The following is a 24244-nucleotide window of genomic DNA, read 5'->3' as shown; positions in this document are numbered from 1 at the left end:
ACCGGCAATGGCGCCGGCAGCGGCAATGTCGCGCTGATGCACGACTTCAACCAGGCGGCCACCGGCGTTTTCGAGGTCTGGGGCGCGCAGCTCAATGCCGGCACCACCGCCCAGGACTATCTGCCCACCACCACCGCCCCCGTCACCATCGACAACCCCGAGCCCACCGAAGTCATCGTCTCCTCTACCCTCACCATCTCCATCGAGGGTGCGAACGATCCCCGGATGCTGAACTTCGATGCATCCGACCGCGGGGTGGTCGCCGATCTGACAACCCGGCAATGGAGCCATCCCATCGCCATCGTGCCCTTCGGCGATTCCGTCACCTATGGCTGGGGGCCGCAGGATGATCTCGGCATCCGTGGCGATTCCGACGGCTACCGCAGCCCCTTGTGGTGGGATTTCGCCAACCGGCACATGCTGATCGACTTCATCGGCCCCGACGATTCAAGCTCTGTCAGGCTTCCCGACCCCTACCACGCCGGATATCCCGGCGAGCGGATGGATGAGCTTGTGGTGCACGTCGGTGATCTGATGGAAATGCTGAGCGATGCCGCCGGCAACGGTGCTCCCGCCGCCATCCTGCTCATGGCCGGCCTCAATGACATCACGCAGGAGGCCTTCCCGGACCTGACCATTGGCCAGGAGATGCGCAGCATCCTGGACGCCATCGCCCAGGCGGACCCGCTCGTCCATGTCTATGTCGCGACATTGACGCCGATCACGGCGCAGCATGCCAATCCGAACATGGTGGGCGATGTCAATACCGCCATCATCTCCACCGTGACGCAGGCCCGGGCGGCGGGTCTCAATGTCAGCCTGGTGCCGATGGACAATATCACGCTGGCCGATCTCTACGATGGCAAGCACCCCGATGAAGACGGCTACGCCAAGATGGCAAAGAACTGGTACGACGCCATCCTCGCGACGCAGCCTTCCGCCGGCGGCACGCCGGGCGGCGACGCGCAGGCCATCGATACAACGGTCCGCAATGTGGTTGGCAGCGCCTTCAACGACCTTCTCATCGGCGATGCGGGCGCCAACCTGCTCAGCGGCGGCGACGGCAACGACCGGCTGCTGGGCGGCGGCGGCGTGGATACGCTTGTGGGCGGCGCGGGATACGACCAATTCGCCTTCGAACCCGCCGCCGGCACCATCACCGTGGCGGATTTCAGCACCGACGATGCCGATGCGCTGGTCTTCCTGAAGTTTCCCGGGCTCACCAGCTTCGCCAAGATCGCCGGTCAGGTGAGTCACGCAGGCAGCAGTACCATCATCGATCTTCATCCGCTGGGCTTCGACGTGAAGATCACCCTCGCGGATTTCACCGGCACCATCGACGACAGCAACGTCTGGTTCGCCTGAGCCGGGGCTGCCGGGGGCAGCTTCATACGCCTCCGGTGTGCCCTCAGGAGGCCGGGCCGGCATCACCAAAGGCCGCCCAACCGCCATCGACGCTCAGCACCGAGCCGGTGACATAGCTCGCCGCCGGTGAGCAGAGAAAGAAGATGGCCTCGGCAATCTCCTCCGGCCGCGCCAGCCGGCCCAGGGGAATACGGCTTTCGATCCTCGGGATATTGATCGAGCCATCACTCTCCAGCTTGCGGACAAGCTCCGTGGCGACAAAGCCCGGCGCCACGGCATTGACCCGGATGCCGTGGCCCGCCCATTCGCAGGCCATCGAGCGGGTCATGGCGATGAGCCCGGCTTTCGCGGCACCATAGGCATTGCGCCGTGGCAGGCCGGTGACACCTGCGATGGAACTGAGGTTGACGATCGCCCCCTGCCCCGCCGGCAGCATCACCCGCGCGGCCTCGCGCGAGATCATGAAGGCGCCGGAGAGATGGATATGCAGGATGCGCTCGAAGCTCTCGAGGCTCTGCTCCACGGTGGGCACATGCGGGTTGCCGATGCCGGCGTTGTTCACCACGGCATCCAGGCGGCCGAAGCGCTCCAGCACGGCAGCCACCGCGCCTTTGACCTCCTCTTCCGAGGACACGTCGCATCGCAAGGCCAGGCTGTCCGCGCCAAGCTGCGCGGCACGTTCCTGCGCCACCTCATGCTGCAGGTCCAGGATCGCGACGGCATAGCCGGCGGCCGCGAAGCGCTGCGCCGTGGCCCAGCCGATGCCGGCCGCCGCGCCGGTGATCAGGGCCACCTGCTGTCCGTCCATCTTCAACCCCCCTTCCGCTGCGGGTCAGCGCAGCCTGTGAATGGCGTCCCGTAGCCGGGCCGCCGGCATCATCATGCCGTCGCCTGCTGGAACCCTGGCCGTGGCACCGTCTGCATCACCGTCTGGGTGAAGCCGCCGTCGACGACGATCTCGGCGCCTGTCACGTAATCCGCGCGGGGGCTGGCCAGGAACACGACGGCATCGGCGATGTCACCCGGCCGGCCGATCCGCTGGCGTGGCACCAGGGCCCGGCGTGCCTCCCGCACCCCGGGCGAGTCATAGATCGCGCGGGTCATCGGCGTCTCGATCAGGCCGGGGCTGACCACATTGCTGCGGACGCCACGCGGCCCCCATTCCACGGCGAGCTGCCGCGACAGCATCGCCACCCCGGCCTTGCCGACGCTGTAGGCACCGCTGAAACCCTGCGGCGAACCGGCGGCGATGGAGGCGATATGCACCACGCTGCCCCGCCCCTTCTCCAGCATCCCCGCCCCGAAAGCCTGGGCACAGAGGAAATAGCCGGTGAGGTTGATGCTCAGCATGTGCTCCCAGGCCGGAAGCGGCAGCTGGTCCAACGGGCCTGGCTCCAGCAGCGCGGCGCAATTCACCAGGATATCCGCCGGCCCGACCGCCTCACCGACGCGCCGCGCCAGGTCGGTGATCTGCGCCGCCGCCGCGAGGTCGCAGCCCATGCCCAGCGCGGCGCCGCCGATCCGCCCGGCGGCGGCCCGGCTGGCTTCCTCATCCCGGTCCACCAGGACCACGGCGGCGCCGACCGCCGCCAGGCCCTGCGCGATGCCGAAGCCGATGCCGCCGGCGGCGCCGGTGACCACGGCGGTCTGCCCGGACAGGTCGATCCAGCCCATGGTCAGCCGCCCAGCGACGGCATCGGCGCGCGACGCACCAGGCGGGTTTCCTGGGCCGTGATCAGCAGCGCCGAGGCCTGGAGATAGGCGGGCCAGTCCGGGTCGTTGTCGCGCTCCGCATGCGCCCGCTCGAACTGCCCCATGTCGTCGAAGCCCCAGAGATGCGTCACCTGGTTCAAGGGACCGACGGCGCTGGTGAAGACACCCAGCGGCGGGCCGATGTGGCGGAGCTGCACGGGCATGGCCAGACGGTCGAAAACCTCCAGGAACTCGCCCATCTTGCGCAGGGCGATCGTGTAGGTGCGGATATCGACGATGTTGCGTTGGATGATCATGGTCTTCTCCCCTTTCACGTCAGCGCGCAGCCGCCTTCCGCCATCGGGCGGAAGGATTCCTCGGCAGGCAGGGTCGAGAGAAGCTTGTAGATATCGCCGGCATATTTGCTTTCCTCCGGCCCCTTGGCCTGGAAGAGATAGGCGGGATGGATCTTGCGCCCGTCGGCACGGATGCTGCCGGGGCCGAAGCAGTCGTCATCGGTCGGCATCCGCTTCATGGTGGCGATCACCTCGGCGCCATCGGCCTTGGCGCGCTCTACCCCGAGCGCCTTCACCGCCTTCAGGTAATGCAGCACGGAGGAATAGTCGCCGGCTTGGCTCATGTTCGGGAAGGTATTGGCCGGCAGGCCCGGCTTCACGCGCGCCATGAAGGCACGGGTGCGGTCATTCAGGTCCCAGTAGAAGGTCTCGGTCAGCGACAGGCCCTTGGCCACCGGCAGGCCCATGCCCAGCACATCGGTGATATAGCCGACCATTGCCGCCATGCGCATGCGGTTGCCTGCCGTCAGGCCGAATTCCTGCGCCTGCTTCAGGCAGGCGATCAGTTCCGTGCCGGAATTGGCGAAGCCGATGACATTGGCGCCCGAGCGGCGCGCCTGCAGCAGGAAGGAGGAGAAATCCGTGGTCTGGCCCAGCGGGTAGCGCACGGCGCCCAGCACGCTGCCGCCAGCGGCCTTGACGAAATTCGACGCATCCGTCTCCGCGGCATGGCCGAAGGCATAATCGGCGGTGATGAAGAACCACTTGTCTCCGCCGCTGCGGACCATGCTGGTCGCCGTGGAATGCGCCAGGCACCAGGAATCCCAGGCCCAGTGCACCAGGTTGGGGCTGCAGCTCTTACCGGTGAGGTCGGAGCTGCCGGCGGTGGTGATCAGGGCCGCCTTCTTCTTCTCCGCCAGCAGGGGCCGCGCCCCAAGGGCGATGGCGCTGTTGCCGACACTGGCGATGACATCGACGCCGCTGCGGTCGAACCAGCCGCGAATGATGCTGAGCCCGACATCAGGCTTGTTCTGGTGGTCGGCCGTCAGGATCTCGACCTTGATGTCAGGATTCTCGGCCATGAATTCATTGGCGGCCTGGGTGGCGCAGGCCACGGTGGTGGGACCCGAGACATCCCGGTACACGCCCGACATGTCTGTGATGATGCCGACGCGAATGGTATTCGCCGCCTGCGCGCGGGCCAGTGGCGGCGGCATCATCACGGCCGCCGAAAGCCCCGCACCCAGAATGTGTCTGCGCTTGATGTTCATTGTTGTTCCTCCCGGTATTCGTCGCGGTGCTCAGCCCAACGGCAGGCCCGCGTAGTTTTCCGCGATGGTGCGGCGGCCGGCTTCCGAGCTGGTCACCATGTCCAGCTCGGCCAGTTGCCGTCTCTGGTCGAATTCACTGGCACCTTCCAGCCGGTGCAGCATGGAGGTCATCCACCAGGAAAAATGCTGCGCGCGCCAGACCCGGCGCAGCGCCGTGGCAGTATAGGCCTCCAGCCCCTCGGTATTGCCGTCGCGATAGTAGCGTTCCAGCGCCCGCGACAGCACGAAGACATCCGCGACGGCCAGGTTCAGCCCCTTCGCGCCCGTGGGCGGCACGGTATGCGCGGCATCGCCAGCGATGAAGAGGCGCCCGAACTGCATCGGCTCGCGCACATAGCTGCGCATCGGCACCACGTTCTTCTGGAAGATCGGACCTTCCTTCAGCCGGAAGCCGTTGCCGCCGACGCGGGTCTGCAATTCCGCCCAGATCTGGTCCTCCGACCAGTCCTCGGGCTTCTCGGCCGGGTCGCACTGGAAATACATCCGCTGCACGCTGGGCGAGCGGGTGGAGATCAGCGCGAAGCCGCGGTCGTGCCGCGCGTAGATCAACTCTTCCGAGGAGGGCGGCGCCTCGGCCAGGATGCCGAACCACCCGAAGGGATAGACCCGCACGTAATCCTGCCGCCCGCCTTCCGGCATGGCGTCGCGCGAGGGGCCGTAGGAACCGTCGCAGCCCACGACCACATCGCAATGCAGGGTCTCGGTGGCTCCATCCGGACGGACGAAGTGAATGGCGGGGTCACTGTTGATGCCGGTGATGCGGACATCGCTGGCCTCGAAGACGATCTCGCCGCCATCCGCCAGCCGCGCGGCGATGAGGTCCTTCAGCACCTCGTGCTGCGGATACACCGTGACGGAACGGCCGCCGGTCAGTTCGTGCAGGTCGATCCTGCGGCCTTCGCCCCCGAAGCGGAATTCGAAGCCGTGGTGGTTGAAGCCCTCGCGCTTCAGCCGCGCCCCCACGCCGGTCTCGACCATCAGGTCGACCGTGTTCTGTTCCAGCACACCGGCGCGGATGGTCGCCTCGATCACCGCGCGGGAGCGGGATTCCAGAATAACTGAGGAAATTCCTGCCAGGTGCAGCAGATGCGACAGCATCAGACCCGCCGGCCCGGCGCCGACGATGCCCACCTGGGTCCTCATGCGCGGGCATCCTCGGCATCGGCCAGATGTCGGCCGGTGATATAGCCAAAGGTCATGATGGGGCCGAGCGTGATGCCGGCGCCGGGGTAATTGCCGCCCATGATGCTGGCGCGGTCATTGCCCACGGCATAGAGGCCGGGGATGGGTGCCGCATCCTCGCCCAGCACGCGGCCGACCGTATCCGTCACCAGGCCGTTGAAGGTGCCGAGGTCACCCATCAGCAGCTTGAGCGCGTAATAGGGGCCTTTGCCGACGGGTGCGACATTGGGGTTGGGCTTGTGGTCCGGGTCGCCCAGGAAGCGGTTGAAGGCAGTGCTGCCACGGCCGAATTCGGGGTCCTCCCCGCGCGCCGCGCCTTCGTTGTAGCGGCGCACGGTCTCCTCCAGCGCATGCGGGTCCAGGCCGATCGTGCTGGCGAGTTCCGCGATGGTGGCACCGGATTGCAGATAGCCATTGCGGAGATAGGTGGAGACCGGAACCGGCGCGGGCTTGGCGTAGCCCAGCCCGTATTTGCGGATGGTGGCGTGGTCGCAGATCAACCAGGCCATGGCCGGGCTGCCATCCTCGCTTTCGCGGATCATGGCGGCGCCGACATCGTGATAGGAATTGGCCTCGTTGGTGAAGCGCCGTCCCTTGCCGTTCACGGCAATGACGCCGGGCTTGTAGCGGTCGACCAGATGCGGAAACACGCCGGTGCGGCCCTTCCCCAGCGGCACCTGCGACACCGGCATCCAGGCCGCCGCATTGGGATAGCCGGCCTCGAAGCGCGCGCCGGCGGCTTCCGCCATTCGGATGCCGTCGCCGGTGTTGGAATCCGGCGTCGGCGACATGTGCTGGCCGCCCCGCGCCACATGCGGGTAGCTGGCGGCCAACTTCCCCGTGTCATGCGGATAGCCGCCGCTGGCTAGCACCACGGCCTTGCGCGCGACGATCAACCTTTCGCCCGTAGCATCGCGCACCGTCATGCCGCGCACGGCGCCGTTCTCGATGTCCAGCCCCCGGGCTTCGGTCCCGGTCAGGATCGGGATGCCGAGGTCGAAGGCGGATTTGGCCAGGCGCGCCACCAGCGCATTGCCGCTGGTGATCTGCACGCCGCGGCGGTGGATGGCCAGGTCCTTCAGATGGTTTGCCAGCCGCTTGGCCACATAGGTCGCGGAGGTCAGCGAGGATGTGGCCCTGAAGAAATGCTTCAGGTCCTCGTTGGAGGAATTGAACATCATGCCGATGAAGGTGATGGTCTCCAGCGGCATCCGCAGCCGCTTGAGCTCGGGCCCAAGCCGCGTCGCGTCATAGGCCTTGGCCGTGACGGAACGGCCGATCCGCGCTCCCCCCGGCGCGTCGGGATGGTAGTCGGGATAGCCGGACAGGACGAATTGCACTTCCGTCTCGCGCTCGAAGAATTCCAGCATGCGCGGGCCATTGTCGAGGAAGGCTTCCACCGCCGCCTCGTTGTAGAAATTGCCGGCCTCGTGGCGCAGGTAGGTGACGGCGGCCTCGCGCGTGTCCTCGATGCCGGCCTTGGCGGCATGCGGGTTGCCGGGCACCCAGAGCACGCCGCCCGAGAAGGCCGTGGTGCCGCCGAAACAGGCCTCCTTCTCGATGACCAGCACATCAAGCCCATGTTTTTTCGCGACGATGGCCGTGGACAAGCCGCCCGCGCCCGTGCCCACGATAAGGACGTCACACTGCTGCCGGGGGGCGGTGGTCATGGCTCGGTTCCTCACGCGTTACTTGTCTTTGCGGGAAGGGTAGAAGTCTCCCAGGGCCGGGGGCAATGGACAGGCGGAGGTTTGTGTTGCACTTTTCGTCGAAACCGCCCGAGGGAGCAGCGCTTGCCCCAGCCATCCTCCGTGCCGCATTTTGTGCTGTATGAGGAGGCGACGCAGGACGTCGAGCTGTTGTCGCTGCATGTGGAGACCATCCCCAGCCGCAGCAGCATGCATGACTGGAGCATCCGCCCCCACGCGCATCCGGACCACCACCAGATCCTGCTGCTGGCCGCCGGCGGAGGAACCTGCTGGAGCGAGGGCGAGGTGCGGGACCTGACGCCGGGCACCATCCTGACCATGCCGGCGATGACCGTGCATGCCTTCCGCTTCCAGCCCGGCTCGGACGGGCATGTGGCGACGGTGTCCCTGTCCTGCCTCCAGGCCATGCTGGCGGAGGACCCGCGTCTGGGCGCGAGCTTCGAAGGGCGCGGCGGCTGCTACGACCTGGGCGCTCATGGCCCGGCGGCGGCCGAACTGTTCCGCTCATTGCAGCAGGAATTCATCTGGTCGGCGCCCGGCCGCAGGTCCGCCCTCGCGGCCTATCTGCAACTGCTGCTAGTCACCATCGCCCGGCAGCACGACCATGCCCAGCCGACCAGCGATGTCAGGCGCCGCGATGCCGAGATCGTCGCGCGTTTCCGGCATCAGGTGGAGCGGAGCTTCCAGCGGCAGCCACCCCTGCCGGATTACGCGCGGGAGGCCGGGGTCACCACGGGGCGGCTGAACGCCGCCTGCCGTGCCGTGACGGGGCGCTCCGCGCTGATGCTGGTCCATGACCGGTTGATCATCGAGGCGAAGCGCGCCCTGCTCTATACCGACCGGACGGTGGGCGAGATCGCCCGCATGCTCGGCTTCGCCGACCCGGCCTATTTCAACCGCTTCTTCCGGCGCCATACCGGCACCACGCCGGGGGCCTTCCGCTGCGAGATGGGCACCATCGACCCTCCCCCCGGCTGAAGCCGCGCGGAAGCGGCGGGCCTAGAGGCCCAGCCCGCGCGCGATGAGGTTGCGCTGGATCTCCGACGTGCCCTCGCCGATGACATAGACCAAGGCATCGCGATGAATCCGCCCGACCGGGTATTCCCGCATGATGCCGGCGCCGCCATGGATCCGGATAGCGGCCTCGGAGACGCGCAGGGCGCATTCGGAGGCGACCAGCTTCACCTTCGCCGCCGTCGCCATGTCCAGGTTGCCCTGATCGACACGCCAGGCGCCGTAATAGACCAGCCAACGCGCGGCTTCGACATCCGCGGCCATGTCGGCCAGCTTATGCGCGATGGCCTGGTACTGGCTGATCGGCTTGCCTCGCACCTGCCGGGTGGAGGCATAGTCGATCGCCGCCTCCAGGGCCGCCCGCGCCATGCCCAGCGCATTGGCCGCCACGCCGACACGGTTTTCCGAGAGGCTTTCCAGGATCACGGGATAGGTGCCGGTCTGGCCGCCAAGCAGCGCGTCATCCGGCACGAAGGCGTCGTCGATCATGAGCAGGCCGGTTTCCGAGGCCCGGATGCCTTCCTTCTTCAGGCTGCTGATGGCGATGCCGGGATTGGGCAGTTCCACCAGAAACAGGCTGACCGCATCCCCCGTCAGTTCCGGCGCCGTGCGCGCGGCGAGGGTGACGAAATCGGCGATGGGGGCATTGGTGATATAGAGCTTCGAGCCCTTGAGCCGCCAGCCACCCGGCACCTTCACGGCACGCGTCCTCAGGGAGCGGATATCCGACCCGCCATCCGGCTCCGACAGCGCGAAGCCCGCGATCTTCTCCCCCCGCAGGGCTGGCTGGAAGAAGCGCTCCTTCTGCTCCGCCGTCCCGGCCTTCCAGATCGGCCAGATGGCGAGATGGCTGTGGCCGGACCAGGAGGAAGCGAAGGACTGGCAGACCCGCGACATCTCCTCGCGCAGGATGCAGTCGGATATCTTGTCGAAGCCCGAGCCGCCATCCTCGGCCGGGTAGCGCACGCCGATCAGCCCCAGTTCCCCGAAGCGCCGGAACAGTTCCTTCGGAAAGCGCTCCTCCTCCTCCGCGGCCTGGACCAGGGGGGCCATCTCGGTTTCGGCGAAACGGCGCACCGTTTCCCGCAATGCTTCCTGTTCCGGAGTGAAGGCGAAATCCATGTGGGCCTCATGGGTTGGCTGAAGGGATGGATGGGGCGGGCCTGGCCGGAAGGCCGATCCCTCCTCGGGCGATGCCGCGCGGCTGGATCTTCTGTCTTCACGTGCCGAGCGCGGCGGGAAGAACCGCAGCACCGGGGGCGATGAAGGAGGTTACGGCAGGCGGCAATTGGCTGAAGCCCGGGCCACCGGCCGCGATGGGCAGGCTCCGCCCGTCATGGTCGCCGGATGGCCCAGCCGCTTCCGCGCCTCTGCACCCACTGGCTGCTTCCTCTCCTGTGCATCCGGCAAGCGCTATTCTAGATGTAGAATTTAATTCTCTTATGAGCAGACTAGAAGAGGGCATGGGCTCTGTCAAATGCGCCCGCAAATTATGTGCATCTGCCCCGCGAAAGCGGCGCTATGGGCAGATGACCGATAGTCGGATTGAGCTGAGGCTGAGGCCACCGGCTATGCCGTGCGGCGATGCGGAGCAGTGTTGTGCTTCGCGACCTCTCCAGCGATGGCCACGCTCAAAGCTTCCGCGCATTCCTTCACGGCACTGGCCAGCCCGGTGAGGCTGACCGGCGTGAACTGGGCGCTGAACCCGACGGCGCTGACCGCCATGACAGGCCTGGCTCCCGTCTCAAGCACAGGAGAGGCAACGGTAGTCACCCCGCGCACGTAGCGGTCGGCGTCGATGGCATAGCCTGTGCGCTGGGCCGCGCGGACCTCCTGCAGCCAGGTCTCGAAGGAAGGCGGGTCCTGCCAGCGCAGGGTGGAGAAGGCTTCGCGCAACTCCGCTTCGGATCGTGCATCATAGACAGCCATGCAGCGACCAAAGGCGCCAATCAGCAGGGGCAGCCGCTGGCCGAGATTCATGTGCACGCGGGTGGCGGCGTCATTGTCAGCCCGCTCCACCAGCACCATCCGGTCGTCGCCGGTCCGTTGCCAGACCGTCACCGTCACGTTGAAGGATGTGGCGATGGCTTCCAGATGTGGCCGGGCAAGGCGCGCGAAGCTGGCCTTCTCCAGCGCCCCCTTGGCGATCTCCACGAAGCCGAGGCCGATCGCATAGGTTTTGCGGGCCGGGTCGAAGGTCACGATGCGTTCATGGACCAGCGTCTTCAGGATGTTGAAGCAGGTGCTGGGGTTGATGTCGGTCTCCCGCGCGACCTGATTCACGCCCATGCCCCCCCTGGCACGCGCGAGGTGGCGCACAATCTTGAACCCACTGACCACCGCTCCGACCAGCTTGCCGGGGCTTCCCTCGTCCATTCCCAAAACGCCCTAATGCATTCTCATAAGAGAATATCATTTTGGGTTAGGGAGTCAAATCTGGCGGGAAAGGAGCCAGGGGGGCTTATTCCTTCGCGCGCCGCCATGCTTCTCCCATGCCGCGATGCTTTTTCCGGATGCCGCTTGAGAGGCCCTGGACCGGAACTTACCCCGGTGCCGGCACGCGCGCCGCCAGGGCTTCGCGCAATTGCCGCTTCAACACCTTGCCCGAGGGAGTACGTGGCAGCGCTTCCATCAGCACGAGTTCCCTGGGCACCTTGAACCCCGCCAGCCGGTCGCGGCAATGCCGCTGCAGGGTCGGCAGGTCCAGCGCCGCTTCCTCGCGCAGCACCACCACGGCTACCGGCTGCTCACCCCATTGCGGGTCCGGCACGCCGACCACTGCGACCTCTTTGACCTGCGGCAGCGCATAGACCACGCGCTCCACCTCGGAACTGGCGATGTTCTCCCCGCCCGAAATGATGAGATCCTTCCTGCGGTCCGTTAGGAAGAGAAAGCCATCGGCATCGAGATATCCCACATCCCCGCTGCGAAACCAGCTATCGGGGTGGAAGCTCGCCGCCGTAGCCACCGGGTCCCGCCAATAGCCCTTGAAGACCTTGGGGCCGCGCAGGCAGATCTCGCCTTCCCGCCCAGCAGGCAGGGCCTGGCCGGCATCGTCGCGGATCGTGATCTCCACATGCGGCGTGGCCCGGCCGGTGGAGCCGATCTTCGCGATCTCGTAGCCCGCCTCCATCATCGTGTCGCCGGAGCCAGTTTCCGTCAGGCCATAGGCATCGACATAACGGCCGGCCGGGAAAAGGCCACGGAAGGCGTGGATGCGGCCTTCCGGCGTCCGCTCGCCCCCGCCCACCACCCAGCGCAGGGAGGAAAGGTCGAGCCCTTCCGGGTTGCCGTGTTCCAGCACGCGCAGCAGCATGACGGGCGCGAGCCATGCACCGGTCAATCGCTCCCCGGCGATGGCGCGAATCGCCGCCGATGGCTCGAAATCCCGCAGAATGCAGAGCGACCCGCCGACCCAGAGCACCGCCAGCCCCGGCAGGTCGGAGGCGCCGACATGGTAGAGCGGCCCGGCCACCAGCAGCCGGTCCCGCGCCGTCAGGCCCAGCGCGATCACATGCTCCATGCATTTCCAATAGAAATTGCCGTAGCTGTGCATCACCCCCTTGGGCCGGTCGGTGGTGCCGGAGGTATACATCAAGCGGAAAAGGTCATCCTCCGCCCGCCGTGCCATGGGCGCGCGCGCTCCGGGTGGCGCGAGGCGCGCGGGGTCGGATTGCGCGGCCTCGTCCAGCAGCAGAACCTCGGGAAGACCTGCGACCACAGCAGCGAATTCATCATCCGCCACCAGCAGCCGGATGCCTGCATCGCCGGCGATATAGGCTACCTCATCGGCGGCGAGGCGGAAGTTGATCGGCAGGAACACGGCGCCGAGGCGGCTGACCGCGATGGCCAGTTCCACCATGGCGGTGGAGTTCTTCATGAAAGCCGCCACCACATCGCCGGCGCCGATGCCGCGCGCCGCCAGCAACGCGGCGAAGCGGCCGGTACGCTCATCGAGCGCGGCATAGCTGATGCGCTGGCCACGGTAGAGGATCGCCGTGCGCTCCGGCGTGCGGCGGGCGTGGAAGCCTACGAAGGCCGAGAGGTTCTGCATGGCGGCGCCCCTTCGCCCTCAGTAGCTGCGCGGCATGCCCAGGTCGTGCTGGGCGATGAAGTTCAGCACCATCTCCTCCGAAACCGGGGCGAAGCGGAAGAGGCGCGCATCCCGCCACAGCCGCTCGGCATGGAATTCCTTGGCATAGCCCATGCCGCCCATGGTCTGCATGGCGCGCTCCGTCGCCAGGGCGGCGGCCTGAGCAGCCAGCAGCTTCGCCCGGTTGGCCTCGGCGCCATAGGGCTGGCCGAGGTCGCACAGGGTGGCGGCCTTGTAGTTCATCAGCCGCGCGCATTCGGAAATGGCATGCGCCTGGGCCAGCGGGAACTGGATGCCCTGGTAGCTGCCGATGGGCCTGCCGCCGAAGACCTTGCGGTCCGCCCCGTAGTCCACCGCCAGCCGCAGGGCGAGATCCACCGTGCCGATCAGCCCCGCCGTGGTCACGATCCGCTCGGTGTTCAGCACCTCCAGCAGGCCGGGCCAGCCCTGGTGCTCCTCGCCCAGCAGCTCATCCGGCCGGATATGAACGTCATCGAAGAAGATAGAGGAGGAAGGCAGGGTATTGGTACCCAGCTTGTCGATGGGCGTATGCGACAGCCCCTCCCGCTCCACATCGATCAGGAAGAGCGAGATGCCTTCGGTCTTGCGCGTCACCTCCTCGATCCTGCGGGTGCGCGCCACCACCAGCATCTTCCGGGCCTGCGGCACGGCGGTGATCCAGACCTTGCGGCCGGAAAGGCGCCAGCCTTCGCCATCCCGCCGCGCGAAGCTGCGGATCTCCAGGCTGTTGGTGCCGGCATCGGGCTCGGTCAGCGCCATGCAGAAGGTGACCTCGCCGCCGACCAGCCCGGGCAGCAGCGCCCGCTGCTGCGCCTCCGTACCGCAGCGCGCGATGCTGACGCCGCCGAAGATGGGGTTGAGCATGAACATCTGCGCCAGGGTCGCCCCGGCGCCGGCGGCGGTCAGCGCCTCGATGGCCAGGGCCATTTCCAGCATGCCGAGGCCGGAGCCGCCATGTTCCTCCGGCAGGGCGATGCCGCAAAGCCCGGCCTCGCAGATGGCCTGCCACGCCTTGGCGGGGTAGGCCTTGCGGGCATCCAGCTCACGCCAATAGTCCGGTCCGAAGCGCTCTCCGACCTTCCGCGCGGTTTCCACGAGCATGCGCTGCTCGTCCGAGAGCCGGAAATCCATGGTCAGTTCTGTCCCTCGACAGGGGTTCTCAGGAGCCGGAGGGGCTGCTCGAGACTGGCCACGATCCGGACCAGCAACCCGGCGGCAGCGCCATCCAGCACACGGTGATCGGGACCGGCGCCACGGTCAGTTCCCGCCGCAGAGCGGGGACCCTTCCGCATCCGGCCGGAACAGGAAAAGCCCTGCGTGCAGCAAGGATCTACACCTGCAGGTAGCGGCTCTGCACCGTGGGGTCGGCGCGGAACTGCGCCACGTCGCCGCGCCAGACGATGCTGCCCTTGTCGATCACCGCCACGCGGGTGGCGACTGCGAGGCAGAAGCGGCTGTTCTGCTCGGCCAGGATGATGGTGGTGCCCGCCGCGCGCAGCTCGCGGATCAGGCGGCCGATCTCCGCGACGATCAACGGCGCCAGCCCCTCGGAAGGCTCATCCAGCAGCAGCACGGCGGGGTTGCCCATCAGCGCGCGGGCGATGGTGAGCATCTGCTGCTCCCCCCCCGAAAGCCGGCCCGCCATGCGCCGGCGCAGCGGCACCAGCATCGGGAAGCTCTCGAAGGCGCGGGCGACGGTCCAGCCGGCCTTGCCGTCCGGACCGCTTTTCTGCGCAATCTCCAGGTTCTCCTCCACCGTATGCTCGGGGAAGACCTGGCGGTCCTCCGGCACATAGGCGATGCCGGCGCGGGCGACGCGATAGGGCTTACGGCCCGCGACATCCTCGCCGCGCAGGCTGACGCGGCCGGCGCGCGGCGGCAGCACGCCCGCGATGGCCTTGAAGGTCGTGCTCTTGCCGGCGCCGTTGCGGCCCATCAGCGCCAGCGTTTCGCCGCGCCCGACCTCGAAGGAAACGCCAAAGAGCACCTGGCTGGCGCCATAGGCGGCATCCAGCCCATCCACCACGAGCTCGACATGCGCCCTCATGGCACTGCCTCCAACGCATGCTCGCTGCCGAGATAGGCCTCGATGACGGCGGGGTCGCGGCGGATCTCTTCCGGCGTGCCCTGCGCCAGCACGGTGCCGTAGCGCAGCACGCGCACGGTCTCGGCGATGCGGAAGACGATGTCCATGTCGTGCTCGATGAAGATCAGCGTCATGCGCCGCGCCTGCCAGAGGCGGTGGATGCGGTCGATCATGCGCCAGCGTTCCTCCGGCCCCATGCCGGCGGTGGGTTCGTCCAGCAGCAGCACCTTGGGGTCGAGCGCGAGGGCGAGCGCGATATCCAGCAGCTTCTGGTCGCCATGCGAAAGCTGGCGCGAGACCGTATCCGCCAGCGGGCGCAACCCGCAAAGTTCCATCACCTCCTCCGCCCGCGCCGCGGCGTCGCGGGGCGGGAAGGCGCGGAAGAGATTCGCCGTGCGACCCTCATGCGTCAGGATAGCGGCGGCGAGGCTCTCCGCCACGGTGAAGCTGGGGAAGAGGCTGGCGACCTGGAAGGCCCGGCCGATGCCGCGCCGGACAATGGCCTGGCGGTCCAGCCCCGTGATGTCCTGGCCATCCAGAAACACGCGGCCGGCGCTGGGCGGAATCATGCCCGTGATGAGGTGAAACAGCGTGGTCTTGCCCGCACCATTCGGGCCGATGATGGCGGAAAGGGAACCGGCGGCGAAATCCAGCGACACGTCGTTGGTGGCCACGATGCCGCCGAACGTGCGGCGCAGCCCCTGCAAGGAGAGTGCGCCGCCCCTCACGTCCCGCCCCTTTCGGCATTGCCGCGCGCGGCGGGCAACCCGCCGTAACTGGTCCAGGACCCGGCGACGAGCCAGCCGGCATCCACCGGCAGGTTGATGCCGGTGATGGCCCCGGCGGCATCGGAGGCCAGGAAGCAGACGGCCTCGGCGATATCCTCCGGCAGCACCATGCGGCCGAGGGCGCTGGTCTCCTCCAGCCGCGAGACGTCGCGCTCGCCCCGGTCGATCTCGGCCTGCAGGCCCTGGGTGCGCGTATAGCCGGGCGAGACGGCGTTGACCCGCACGCCGGAGCGGCCCCATTCGGCCGCGAGGCAGCGCGTCATCTCGATGACAGCGGCCTTGGCCGGGGAATAGGCATGCAGCGGCATGGACCGGATGCCGGCGATGGAGGCGACGGTGACAATGGAACCCCGCCCGCGCAGCGCCATGCGGCGCCCGAAAGCCACTGAGGAATTCCAGGTGCCGATCTGGTCCACGCGGATGACGCGCTCCACCTCCGCCTCGTCCAGCGCCTCGGGGCGCAGGGGGCGTTGCAGCACGCCGGCGCAGGTGACCAGGATCCCGGCCGGGCCAAGCGCCGCCTCCACTTCCGCCGCGGCGGATTCATTGGCCTCCAGCCGCCCGACATCCAGCGCGAAGGCCTGCCCGCCCAGTTCCCGCGCCAGCGCGGTGGCGCGGGCCATGTCCACATCCAGCACCGCCACACGGGCGCCACGCTCCGCCAGCAGGCGGCAGCAGGCCGCGCCGATGCCGCTGGCGCCGCCGGTGACCGCCGCGACGCGGCCGGTGAAGAGATTCGTGCTCATGCCTTTTGCCTTTCACGCCGGCTGCGCCAGGCCTCCACCGCCCAGTCCAGCATGCCCTTGCGCAGGCCGAGGACGAGCAGCAGCAGCACGGCGCCGAAAAAGAGCCCGTGGTGCTCGGTGAAGGAGGTGATGCGGTCGCTGATGAAGAGGAAGGCGGCCGCGCCCACCAGCGGCCCCAGGAAGGTGCCGATGCCGCCGAGCATGATCATGAACAGCGCCTCGCCCGAGGTGGTCCAGTAGAGGAAGGTCGGGAAGGCGCCGGAGACGTAGAGGGACATCAGCACGCCCGAGAGCCCCGCGAAGGTGCCGGCGATGACGAAGGCGCCGAGCCGGTAGCGGAAAACGGAAAGGCCCAGGAAGGCGGCGCGCTGGGGGTTGTCCCGCAGCATCCGCAGGGCGGCGCCGAAGGGCGAGCGGATCACCTGCCGCAGCAGCACCGCCGAGACGGCGAGGCAGGCGGCGGCGAAGAGCGCCAGGTGCTGCGGACGGGCCAGCTCGATGCCCAGGAAAGGCGGCTTCGGCACGCCGCCCATCAGCCCCTGGTCGCCGCCGGTGAGCGAGACCCAGGAGATGATCATGGAATGGATCAGCATCTGGAAGGCCAGGGTGAGGAAGGCGAAGTAGATCTCGGAGAGCCGCACGCAGAGCGCGCCGATCACCAGGGCCAGCAGCGCGCTGCTGGCGAGCGATGCGAGGATGGCGGCGGGCACCGACCAGCCGCCCGATTGCATCAACAGCCCAAAGGCATAGGCGCCGCTGCCGAAGAAGGCCGCATGGCCGAAGGAGACGAGGCCCGAGGTGCCGATCAGCAGGTTCAGCGACAGCACCAGCAGCCCGAAGATGCCGAAGCGGATGGTGAAATCCACCAGCCCGTTGGAGCCGAGGCCCAGCACCAGCAGCGCCGTCAGGACCAGGGCGCCCAGCGCGATCAGCACGTCGCCGCGCCAGCCGGAAAAGAGCTTCATGACATGCGCTTCCCGGCCAGGCCGCTGGGCTTCACCAGCAGGATGACGGCCATCATCACGAACATCAGCCCCTCGGTGAAGAGCGGGAAACCAATGGAGCCGAAGGAGCGGGTGAGGCCGATCAGCAGCGCCGCCACCAGCGCGCCGCCGATGGAGCCCATGCCGCCGATGACGGTGACGATGAAGCTCTCGATCAGGATCGAGACGCCAGCGCCCGGCACCACGGAGCGGATGGGCGCCGAGAGCGCCCCCGCCAGCCCCGCCAGCCCTGCGCCGACGGCGAAGACCACGGCGAAGACCATGCTGGTATTCACCCCGAGCGAGGCCACCATGGTCGGGTTGACCGCCGCAGCGCGGATAGTGCGGCCGAAGCGCGTCCGGCTCATGCCCAGCGCCAGCAGCGCCGCCACCACCAGGGTGACAATGAAGAGCACGAGGTAGAAGAGCGGCACGATGCCGCCGCCGATCAGCATGGGCGGCCGCCGGAAGGCTTCTGGCATGTCCATCTTCAGGAAGTCGCCGCCCCAGACGATCTTGACCACGTCATCCATGATCAGGATGACGGCGTAGCAGACCAGCAGCTGCATCAGCACATCGGCGCCATAGATGCGGCGGAAGAGCGTGCGCTCCATGGCGAAGCCCAGCACCGCGACGCCGAGCGCGCCGGCCACCGTCGCCACCACGAAGCTTTCCGTCACGGCATAGGCGGAGAGCGCGAAATAGGCACCCATCATGTAGAGCGTGCCATGGGCGAAATTCACTAGCCCCAGCACGCCGAAGATCAGCGTGAGGCCGGAGGCCACGAGAAACAGAAGCAGGCCGATGGTCAGCCCCGCCGAGACCTGCGTCACGACGCAGGAGAGGGAGCCGACGCAGGCCGCGAGTTCACCAAGATCCATGAAGCACGCTCCAGGCAGGAAGGGCGGGGCCGCGGCGCGCGGCCCCGGAGAAAGGTCAGGCCCAGCCCTTGCCCTTCTTCCATTCCTGCTCGAGCTGCGTGATCTGGTTCCAGTCGGCGGTCTTGATGCCGTTCACATAGGGCTCGGCCGGGATGGTGGTGCCCCAGCCGATGGCATAGCCCACCAGCGTCTGGTCCTCGGCGCGCATCGTCACCTTGCCATCGGCGCCGAAGGGGCTGTCGATGGTCAGGCCGCGCAGTGCCTCGGCCAGCTTGCGAGGGTCGGTGCCGCCCACCTTCTTCAGCGCGGCGATGGTGAGGTGCACGGCCGTCGCGGATTGCCAGGACCAGTTGGTGGGATAGGTATTGTTGTAGCGCTTGCTGTAATCCCGCCCGAAGGCCGCATTGGTCGGCTGCGGCGGATAGCTGGAGAGATAGCGGTTGCCCGAGTGCACGCCGCGCGGCAGCTGCTTGATCTGCTTCAGCGTGGTGTAGTCGGCCATGTTGACGGCGAAATACTCAGCCTGGCTGAAGAGGCCGTAGAGCGCCGCCTGCTCCACGAAGGCCACGAGGTCGCCGGCCCAGAGGCAGGAATAGACCGCCTGCGGCCGCCCCTGCGCGAGGCGCGTCACGTTCTCGGTGTAATCCGGCTGGAAGAGCTTGGGCCAGGTCTCGCCCACCACCTGCACATCGGGCGTAAAATACTTCAGGTATTCGATGAACTCGGCCGTGGTGTCGCGCCCATAGGCATAATCGGGCGAGACGGTCATCCAGCGCCGCAGGTTCTTGGCCTTCACGATCTCCGCCGCATAGACGCCGCCCGCGATGGAGTCATGGATGCCCTGGCGCGCGACGCGGAAGGCGTTCCAGAAGCGCTGCTTCGGGTCCGCGCTCATCGAGGAGGTTTCGGTGTTGATGTGCAGCGTCAGCGTGCCGGTCTCGCGCACCACCTCATGCACCGCGAAGCCGCCGGAGGAGGGCTCGCCGTCGAAGAGGATATCGACGCCCTCGCTGATCATCTCGCGCGCCAGGCGCGCCGCTTCCGCCGGCACGCCGCGGCTGTCGCGCACGATCACCTCGATCGGCCGCCCGTCCAGCCCACCCGCCGCGTTGAACTTCTCCACCTCCATCATCACCGCGTCGCGGGAGGAGATGCCGAGCTGCGCCACGCGGCCGGAAAGGATGGTCGGCATGCCGATGCGGATGGGGCGCTGGCCCTGCCCCCTGGCGATCATGGGAAAGCCTGCGATGGCGACAGCGCCCAGGCCAGCGGACAAGGCAAGGAGGCCGCGGCGGCCCGGCCCGCCCCGATCGGTCTTCGACATGCTTCTCTCCCTTTCGCGCCGGCTGTGTGCCGCCGCGGTCAGCGCTTCGAGGCGCCATTGCGGAGAAGGCTAGGTTCCGCGCCGCGTCAGCGTCAATCGGAAAGATGAGCGGCCGTTCATCTTTCTTGCCGCTTCTTCGGACCTGGGGCAGCGCCACTCAGGCCATGGCGCAGCAGCTTGGCGTAAGCGCGCCAGAGCGCATCGGGCGGCCGCCGTGCCTGGCCGCCATCGGTATAGGCGTAGCGCATGCTCGTGTAGCTGCGCATGGCCATGAGCAGGAACACCAGCGGCTCCAGTTCCTCCTCCGCAAAGCCCGGCAGCCCGCCGCGCGCATGCGCGTGCCGCAGTGCGGCAAGATAGCTTTCGGCGATATTCTCGAAATGCTGCCGGAAGCCCTGTGGCGCGAACAGCTCCGCCTCGTTCAGGATGCGGAAGAAGGCAGGCCGCTGCTCCAGGAAGCCGAAGAAGGCGGCGAAGCGGCGTTCCTCCCGCTCGACCTCGCCGGAGATGCCCTGCACCTCGGCGGCGATATACGCCAGCATCTCCTCTCCCAGCTTCGGGAGGAGCTGGTTCAAAAGATCCTGGCGAGAGGCGAAGTAATTGTAGAAAGTGCCCTGTGCCACGCCCGCGGCCTCGGTGATGCGGGCGATGGAAGCCTCCGCATAGCCGAATTCACCCACCACCCGCGCCGCGGCGTCGAACAGCGCGTGGCGGATACGCGCGTTATTCTGCTGCCGTTTGCCCTGTGCCGGCGCCGCCTTGTCCCTGGGCGCCCCATGAGCGGCCGCCGGGCGGCGCCGCTCAGACGCGGCCACGCCGGCAGCCGTGGTCGTGAGGGGCGTTCTGCGCAGGGCAGCGCCTGAACATGGAGGTGCTCTCCGGAGAAGGTGCCTGGCGATCCCAGGCCTCCATGGATGTCGGGTCCGGCAGGCCGGGTCAAGCCTCGGCGCCTTGATCGGCGGCCGGAGGGCCCGGCGCTAGGTGGCGTCGATCTGCACCCCCTCGCGCCGCACCACCGCGCCCCATTTCTCGATCTCGTTGTTCACGAAGGCGGTGAATTCCTCCGGCGTGCCATAGGCTGCCGCGCCGGCCATCTCGTTGAGCCGGGCTTTCGCCTCCGGCGTTTCCAGCATAGCCTTGATCTCCAGGTTGACGGCCTGCAGGGCGGGGCGCGGCACGCCGGCGGGGGCGAAGATGCCGAACCAGGAGTTCATCTCGTATTCCGCCAGCTCCGGCATCGTCTCCCGCAATGCCGGAAGCTCCGGCAGGCGCGGGTTGCGCTCCGCGCTTGTGACGGCCAGCGCCTTCACGGCGCCATTGTGGATCTGCTGGATGGCCGTGGAGAGATTGTCGAACATGAACTGGATATTGCCGGACATGAGATCCAGCATGGCCGGCGCCGATCCCCGGTAATGCACGGGCGCGGCATCCGTGCGTGTCAGCTGGTTGAACCAGGCACCGCAGACATGCGGCGACTGCCCCACCCCCGCCGTGCCATAGGTCAGCTTGCCGGGGTTGCGCCGCAGATGGGCGACGAATTCCGGAACGGTGGACACCGGCACCGAAGGATGCACCACCAGCACATTGGCGGTGCGGATCATGTTCGAGACGGGCTGGAAATTCGCCGGCTTGTAGGAAAGGTTGCGGAACAGCGAATAGGCGATGCTCTGCGGGCCGATGTTACTGCACAGCAGCGTCAGCATGTCCGGTGCCGCGTGCGCGACCTCGGCGCCGGCGATGGTGCCGCGGCCGCCGCCCTTGTTGTCCACCACCACGGTGCTGCCCCAGCGCGCCTGCAGATGGGCGGCGAAGAGACGCGCCATGATATCCGTGGTGCCGCCCGGTGCAGCGGCAACGAGCAGCTTCATCGGCTGGTTCGGGCGCCAGTCATTCGCCCGCGCGGCGGCGGGCAGCAGGGTCAGGAAGGGCGCCATGAGCGCGGCGCGGCGCGGCAGCGTGATCATCGGACTGTTTCCATCCTCTTTTATTGTTGGCCGTATTCAGCTTGGGAGAGTGCCGGCGGGGTGCCTCACCTTCCTGGCGGCTCTCCGGCGGCCAGCTCGATCACCGCATCGAGCGCATAGGCCCCCTGCCCCGCCGCCATAACCTTGACGGGGTTGATGTCGGCCGAGGCGATCCGCCCCTCCGCCCGCGACATGACCTCGCCCAGCCGCGCCGCCATGCGGCAGAAGGCCGCCACATCGGCCGGCGGCTCCCCGCGCAGGCCGCCGAGCAGCGGGGCGATGCGCAGACGCGCCAGGGCCTCGGCCACGTCCGCCTCGGTGAAGGGCGGCACCAGCAGGCGGAAGTCCCGCAGCGCCTCCAGATAGATGCCGCCATCCCCGACCAGCACGACGGGCCCGAAGACCGGGTCCAGGCGGGCGCCCAGCGCAAGCTCACGCCCGCCCTTCAGCATGCGCGCTACCAGCGCGCCCGAATAACGCGCCCCGAGCGTGCGGATGGTTTCCGCGTGCCGACTGGCGGCCTCGCGGATCTGCTCCGGCGTCTCGAGGCCGAGGGCGACAAGGCCATGCTCGCTCTTGTGCAGGATATCCGGCGAGCAGCCCTTGAGCACCACCGGGCCGCCCAGCCGCGCGGCGGCCTCCACCGCTGCCCCGGCATCCCGGCACAGGGCGAAGGGAATGGTCTCCAGCCCGGCATCCCGCAGGTATTGCAGGCTCTGCGCCTCATCCAGCGTCCCGGCTATGGCGGGCGGGCCCGGAACCGGCTGTGGCGCCGCCACGGGCCGCGCGGCCAGGCGCCGCCGGCGCTCCGCATGGGCCGCATAGGTCTGGAGCGCCTGCAGGGCCTCGCGTTCCCGGCCGAAGACCACCAGGCCACGCCGGCTGAAGGCCTCCCGCACCGGCTCCTGATAGGCGGAGACGGCCAGCGCGATCCGCCGCCCGGCGGCGAAGCGGGCCAGCGCATCCGCATAGCCCTCGACGTCATAGCCACTCCCCGCCACGGGGAAGGAGACCATCAGGAGGTGGATGTCCTCCACGCCGCTCAGCACGTCCAGGACGCCGGGAAAGAGCGCCCGGTCCGTCAGCAACGCGCCCGTCAGGTCGATCGGGTTGCTGGCGCTGCTGAAGGCGGGCATGACCTGCGCCAGTTGCCGCGCGGTGTCGGGCCCGAATGGCAGCAGGGGCATTCCCAGCTCATCCGCCGTATCGGCGCCCATTACGCAACTGGCGCCGGAATTGCTCATGACAACCAGGTTGTTCCCCTGCGGCAGCGGCGTGCCGATGCACAGCGCGGCCACGGAAACCGCCTCATAGGGGTCCACGGCGCGGATGATGTTGTGGCGCTCGAAGAAGGCATCGATCACCCGGTCCTCCGTCGCCATGGCGCCGGTGTGGGAAGAGGCCGCCCTTTGCCCATTGGCGGTGCGGCCGCTCTTCACCCCGATCACCGCGATGCCGCGCTCGGCCGCGCGGGCTGCGGCGCAGGCCAGTGTCTCCGGGTCGCTCAGCGCCTCGACATAGAGCAGGACGGCGCGGACCTCGGTGTCCTCCACCGTTTCCAGCAGCAGTTCGGCGGCGGTCACATCGGCCTCGTTGCCGGTGGCATGCACATAGCGCGCGTGGATGCCGCGTGCCTGCGCCAGGGCATAGACGGCCTGCGTGGTGGCACCGCTTTGCCCGATAATGGCGAGCGGCCCGTCGCGCCCCGGTTGCTCATGGAAAATGGTGGAGAAATTGGCGATGGAGCCGTTGCTGAAATTGGCCAGGCCCTGGCAGTTCGGCCCCACCAGCCGCGTGCCGCCGGCCCGGCAGGCAGCCACCATCCGTGCCTGCAGGGCCTCCCCCTCCGCGCCGGCCTCGGCATAGCCGGAGGCCACGACCACGACGGTGCCCACGCCGGCCGCCGCGCATTGCTCCACCAGCCTCAGGCCCTCGGCGCCGCCCACGGCGACGATGACGAGTTCCGGCACCTCCGGCAGCTCGGCCAGGGAGGCATAGCTGCGCAGCCCCTGCACCTCCGCCCGCGCCGGGTTGACCGGATAGACACGGCCCTGGAAGCCATACTGGCGCATGAAGGCGATCGGGCGCCCGCCCGCCTTGTGCGGATTGTCGGAAGCGCCCAGCACGGCAATGGAGGCTGGCGCGAGGGCCCCGGCGAGCCTGCTCCCAGGGGCATTCCGGGGCAAAGGGGGCGGAGCATCCTCGGGCGCGTGGCAGGCAGCGGCGGCAGGCAGGGGCGCCATCAGCGCGGCACCGCGTGCGAACTCGGCCATCGGTCCATGTCCTCCAGTGATTCTGTTGTTGCGGCGGGCCTGCTGGCGCTGCCCGCCGGTTTGCATTCAGGATTCCGGCGCGTGTTGTTCCGCGTAAGGCAGGGCGATGCCATGCGGGCCGGCGGGCGGGTCGAAGCGGATGCGCAAGGCATCGCCCAGCCGCGGCGCTTCCGCCGCCGCGCCGCGCAGCGTGACCATGATGCGCGGCCCTTCCTCCAGCGCGACCAGGGCCACTACATAGGGCAGGTCCGGCTTGAAGGCGGCCGAGGGCGGGCGGTGCACACGGGTATGGCTCACCAGCCGGCCGCGGCCGCTGGCCGTGACCCAACCGGGCGCCGGGTGGTGGCACTTCGCGCAGATGGTCCGTGGCGGAAACTGGGTTCTGCCACAGGCGTCGCAGCGCTGCAGGCGCAACTCACCACGCGCGGCCGCCTCCCAGAACGGCAGGGTATCGGCATTGGGGGTGGGAAGCGGCTTCACCGGTGCTTCCGCCATC

At 68.1% G+C, this 24244-nt stretch carries 22 protein-coding genes; 2 read left to right on the top strand and 20 right to left on the bottom strand.

Annotated features, from left to right (window positions below):
- Window positions 1-1365: GDSL-type esterase/lipase family protein (locus tag EBE87_RS29960; protein WP_233553534.1), on the top strand; the 1365-nt coding region annotated here is incomplete at its 5' end.
- Between the two features lie 43 nt (window positions 1366-1408).
- On the opposite strand, the gene EBE87_RS23045 is transcribed toward EBE87_RS29960, so the two are convergent.
- The 6 genes from EBE87_RS23045 to EBE87_RS23020 all read right to left on the bottom strand — a co-directional run bounded on the left by EBE87_RS23045 (window position 1409) and on the right by EBE87_RS23020 (window position 7536).
- Window positions 1409-2173: an SDR family NAD(P)-dependent oxidoreductase gene (locus EBE87_RS23045; RefSeq protein WP_120641159.1), complete on the bottom strand. Its 765-nt coding sequence runs from the start codon at window positions 2171-2173 to the stop codon at window positions 1409-1411.
- A 71-nt stretch (window positions 2174-2244) separates the two neighbouring features.
- Window positions 2245-3039, bottom strand: coding sequence for an SDR family NAD(P)-dependent oxidoreductase (locus EBE87_RS23040; RefSeq protein WP_122140151.1), 795 nt, complete (start codon window positions 3037-3039; stop codon window positions 2245-2247).
- A 2-nt stretch (window positions 3040-3041) separates the two neighbouring features.
- Window positions 3042-3374, bottom strand: a complete 333-nt coding sequence (locus tag EBE87_RS23035; protein WP_120637917.1) for an NIPSNAP family protein — start codon at window positions 3372-3374, stop codon at window positions 3042-3044.
- A 14-nt stretch (window positions 3375-3388) separates the two neighbouring features.
- Window positions 3389-4624, bottom strand: a complete 1236-nt coding sequence (locus tag EBE87_RS23030) for an ABC transporter substrate-binding protein (protein WP_120637889.1) — start codon at window positions 4622-4624, stop codon at window positions 3389-3391.
- A gap of 30 nt (window positions 4625-4654) precedes the next feature.
- On the bottom strand, window positions 4655-5827 hold the full coding sequence (locus tag EBE87_RS23025) for a 4-hydroxybenzoate 3-monooxygenase (RefSeq protein WP_120637890.1): 1173 nt from the start codon (window positions 5825-5827) through the stop codon (window positions 4655-4657).
- Window positions 5824-7536, bottom strand: a complete 1713-nt coding sequence (locus EBE87_RS23020) for an FAD-dependent oxidoreductase (protein ID WP_120637891.1) — start codon at window positions 7534-7536, stop codon at window positions 5824-5826. The genes EBE87_RS23025 and EBE87_RS23020 overlap by 4 nt, the downstream gene beginning before the upstream one ends.
- Before the next feature lie 123 nt (window positions 7537-7659).
- Here EBE87_RS23020 and EBE87_RS23015 point away from each other — a divergent pair, with 123 nt between their 5' ends.
- A complete protein-coding gene (locus EBE87_RS23015; protein ID WP_120637892.1) occupies window positions 7660-8553 on the top strand; it encodes a helix-turn-helix domain-containing protein in 894 nt (297 codons plus the stop codon).
- A gap of 21 nt (window positions 8554-8574) precedes the next feature.
- Here the strand turns inward: EBE87_RS23015 and EBE87_RS23010 are convergent, their stop codons facing one another.
- The 14 genes from EBE87_RS23010 to EBE87_RS22945 all read right to left on the bottom strand — a co-directional run bounded on the left by EBE87_RS23010 (window position 8575) and on the right by EBE87_RS22945 (window position 24243).
- Window positions 8575-9711 carry an acyl-CoA dehydrogenase family protein gene (locus EBE87_RS23010; RefSeq protein ID WP_120637893.1) on the bottom strand — a complete coding sequence of 379 codons (1137 nt, stop codon included), beginning with the start codon at window positions 9709-9711 and terminating at the stop codon, window positions 8575-8577.
- Between the two features lie 447 nt (window positions 9712-10158).
- Window positions 10159-10965, bottom strand: coding sequence for an IclR family transcriptional regulator (locus EBE87_RS23005; RefSeq protein ID WP_120637894.1), 807 nt, complete (start codon window positions 10963-10965; stop codon window positions 10159-10161).
- A gap of 166 nt (window positions 10966-11131) precedes the next feature.
- A complete protein-coding gene (locus EBE87_RS23000) occupies window positions 11132-12643 on the bottom strand; it encodes an AMP-binding protein (RefSeq protein WP_120637895.1) in 1512 nt (503 codons plus the stop codon).
- An 18-nt stretch (window positions 12644-12661) separates the two neighbouring features.
- Window positions 12662-13834 (bottom strand): acyl-CoA dehydrogenase family protein, encoded by a 1173-nt coding sequence (locus tag EBE87_RS22995; RefSeq protein WP_120637896.1) that lies wholly within the window; start codon window positions 13832-13834, stop codon window positions 12662-12664.
- Window positions 13835-14033: 199 nt separating this feature from the next.
- Window positions 14034-14750 carry an ABC transporter ATP-binding protein gene (locus tag EBE87_RS22990; protein ID WP_120637897.1) on the bottom strand — a complete coding sequence of 239 codons (717 nt, stop codon included), beginning with the start codon at window positions 14748-14750 and terminating at the stop codon, window positions 14034-14036.
- Window positions 14747-15517: an ABC transporter ATP-binding protein gene (locus EBE87_RS22985; RefSeq protein WP_120637898.1), complete on the bottom strand. Its 771-nt coding sequence runs from the start codon at window positions 15515-15517 to the stop codon at window positions 14747-14749. The genes EBE87_RS22990 and EBE87_RS22985 overlap by 4 nt, the downstream gene beginning before the upstream one ends.
- The gene (locus tag EBE87_RS22980; RefSeq protein WP_120637899.1) at window positions 15514-16323 is read right to left on the bottom strand and encodes an SDR family NAD(P)-dependent oxidoreductase; all 810 of its coding nucleotides are present in this window, start codon (window positions 16321-16323) and stop codon (window positions 15514-15516) included. The genes EBE87_RS22985 and EBE87_RS22980 overlap by 4 nt, the downstream gene beginning before the upstream one ends.
- The gene (locus tag EBE87_RS22975) at window positions 16320-17288 is read right to left on the bottom strand and encodes a branched-chain amino acid ABC transporter permease (RefSeq protein WP_120637900.1); all 969 of its coding nucleotides are present in this window, start codon (window positions 17286-17288) and stop codon (window positions 16320-16322) included. Before EBE87_RS22975 ends, EBE87_RS22980 begins: the two co-directional genes overlap by 4 nt.
- A complete protein-coding gene (locus tag EBE87_RS22970; RefSeq protein ID WP_120637901.1) occupies window positions 17285-18187 on the bottom strand; it encodes a branched-chain amino acid ABC transporter permease in 903 nt (300 codons plus the stop codon). Before EBE87_RS22970 ends, EBE87_RS22975 begins: the two co-directional genes overlap by 4 nt.
- Before the next feature lie 55 nt (window positions 18188-18242).
- Window positions 18243-19511 (bottom strand): ABC transporter substrate-binding protein, encoded by a 1269-nt coding sequence (locus tag EBE87_RS22965; protein WP_120637902.1) that lies wholly within the window; start codon window positions 19509-19511, stop codon window positions 18243-18245.
- A 116-nt stretch (window positions 19512-19627) separates the two neighbouring features.
- The gene (locus EBE87_RS22960; protein WP_158600861.1) at window positions 19628-20326 is read right to left on the bottom strand and encodes a TetR/AcrR family transcriptional regulator; all 699 of its coding nucleotides are present in this window, start codon (window positions 20324-20326) and stop codon (window positions 19628-19630) included.
- Between the two features lie 162 nt (window positions 20327-20488).
- Complete coding sequence (locus tag EBE87_RS22955) at window positions 20489-21475, bottom strand: Bug family tripartite tricarboxylate transporter substrate binding protein (RefSeq protein WP_233553161.1); 987 nt, start codon at window positions 21473-21475, stop codon at window positions 20489-20491.
- Window positions 21476-21540: 65 nt separating this feature from the next.
- Complete coding sequence (locus EBE87_RS22950; RefSeq protein WP_199707294.1) at window positions 21541-23748, bottom strand: acetate--CoA ligase family protein; 2208 nt, start codon at window positions 23746-23748, stop codon at window positions 21541-21543.
- 66 nt (window positions 23749-23814) lie between these two features.
- Complete coding sequence (locus EBE87_RS22945) at window positions 23815-24243, bottom strand: Zn-ribbon domain-containing OB-fold protein (RefSeq protein ID WP_120637904.1); 429 nt, start codon at window positions 24241-24243, stop codon at window positions 23815-23817.
- Window position 24244: the final 1 nt, after the last annotated feature.

Origin of the sequence: Teichococcus wenyumeiae (assembly GCF_003696345.1) — a bacterium.
Lineage (GTDB): Bacteria > Pseudomonadota > Alphaproteobacteria > Acetobacterales > Acetobacteraceae > Pseudoroseomonas > Pseudoroseomonas wenyumeiae.
This window is presented reverse-complemented; position numbering and strand designations above follow the sequence as displayed.

Excerpts from the sequence above, each read along its gene's own strand:
- EBE87_RS22945 (WP_120637904.1), bottom strand. The coding sequence starts at position 24,243 with ATGGCGGAAGCACCGGTGAAGCCGCTTCCCACCCCCAATGCCGATACC.
- EBE87_RS23030 (WP_120637889.1), bottom strand. The coding sequence starts at position 4,624 with ATGAACATCAAGCGCAGACACATTCTGGGTGCGGGGCTTTCGGCGGCC.
- EBE87_RS23020 (WP_120637891.1), bottom strand. The coding sequence starts at position 7,536 with ATGACCACCGCCCCCCGGCAGCAGTGTGACGTCCTTATCGTGGGCACG.
- EBE87_RS23025 (WP_120637890.1), bottom strand. The coding sequence starts at position 5,827 with ATGAGGACCCAGGTGGGCATCGTCGGCGCCGGGCCGGCGGGTCTGATG.
- EBE87_RS22975 (WP_120637900.1), bottom strand. The coding sequence starts at position 17,288 with ATGAAGCTCTTTTCCGGCTGGCGCGGCGACGTGCTGATCGCGCTGGGC.
- EBE87_RS23045 (WP_120641159.1), bottom strand. The coding sequence starts at position 2,173 with ATGGACGGACAGCAGGTGGCCCTGATCACCGGCGCGGCGGCCGGCATC.
- EBE87_RS22990 (WP_120637897.1), bottom strand. The coding sequence starts at position 14,750 with ATGAGGGCGCATGTCGAGCTCGTGGTGGATGGGCTGGATGCCGCCTAT.
- EBE87_RS22955 (WP_233553161.1), bottom strand. The coding sequence starts at position 21,475 with ATGATCACGCTGCCGCGCCGCGCCGCGCTCATGGCGCCCTTCCTGACC.
- EBE87_RS22965 (WP_120637902.1), bottom strand. The coding sequence starts at position 19,511 with ATGTCGAAGACCGATCGGGGCGGGCCGGGCCGCCGCGGCCTCCTTGCC.
- EBE87_RS22995 (WP_120637896.1), bottom strand. The coding sequence starts at position 13,834 with ATGGATTTCCGGCTCTCGGACGAGCAGCGCATGCTCGTGGAAACCGCG.
- EBE87_RS22950 (WP_199707294.1), bottom strand. The coding sequence starts at position 23,748 with ATGGCCGAGTTCGCACGCGGTGCCGCGCTGATGGCGCCCCTGCCTGCC.
- EBE87_RS23000 (WP_120637895.1), bottom strand. The coding sequence starts at position 12,643 with ATGCAGAACCTCTCGGCCTTCGTAGGCTTCCACGCCCGCCGCACGCCG.
- EBE87_RS22980 (WP_120637899.1), bottom strand. The coding sequence starts at position 16,323 with ATGAGCACGAATCTCTTCACCGGCCGCGTCGCGGCGGTCACCGGCGGC.
- EBE87_RS23035 (WP_120637917.1), bottom strand. The coding sequence starts at position 3,374 with ATGATCATCCAACGCAACATCGTCGATATCCGCACCTACACGATCGCC.
- EBE87_RS22970 (WP_120637901.1), bottom strand. The coding sequence starts at position 18,187 with ATGGATCTTGGTGAACTCGCGGCCTGCGTCGGCTCCCTCTCCTGCGTC.
- EBE87_RS23010 (WP_120637893.1), bottom strand. The coding sequence starts at position 9,711 with ATGGATTTCGCCTTCACTCCGGAACAGGAAGCATTGCGGGAAACGGTG.
- EBE87_RS23005 (WP_120637894.1), bottom strand. The coding sequence starts at position 10,965 with ATGGACGAGGGAAGCCCCGGCAAGCTGGTCGGAGCGGTGGTCAGTGGG.
- EBE87_RS23040 (WP_122140151.1), bottom strand. The coding sequence starts at position 3,039 with ATGGGCTGGATCGACCTGTCCGGGCAGACCGCCGTGGTCACCGGCGCC.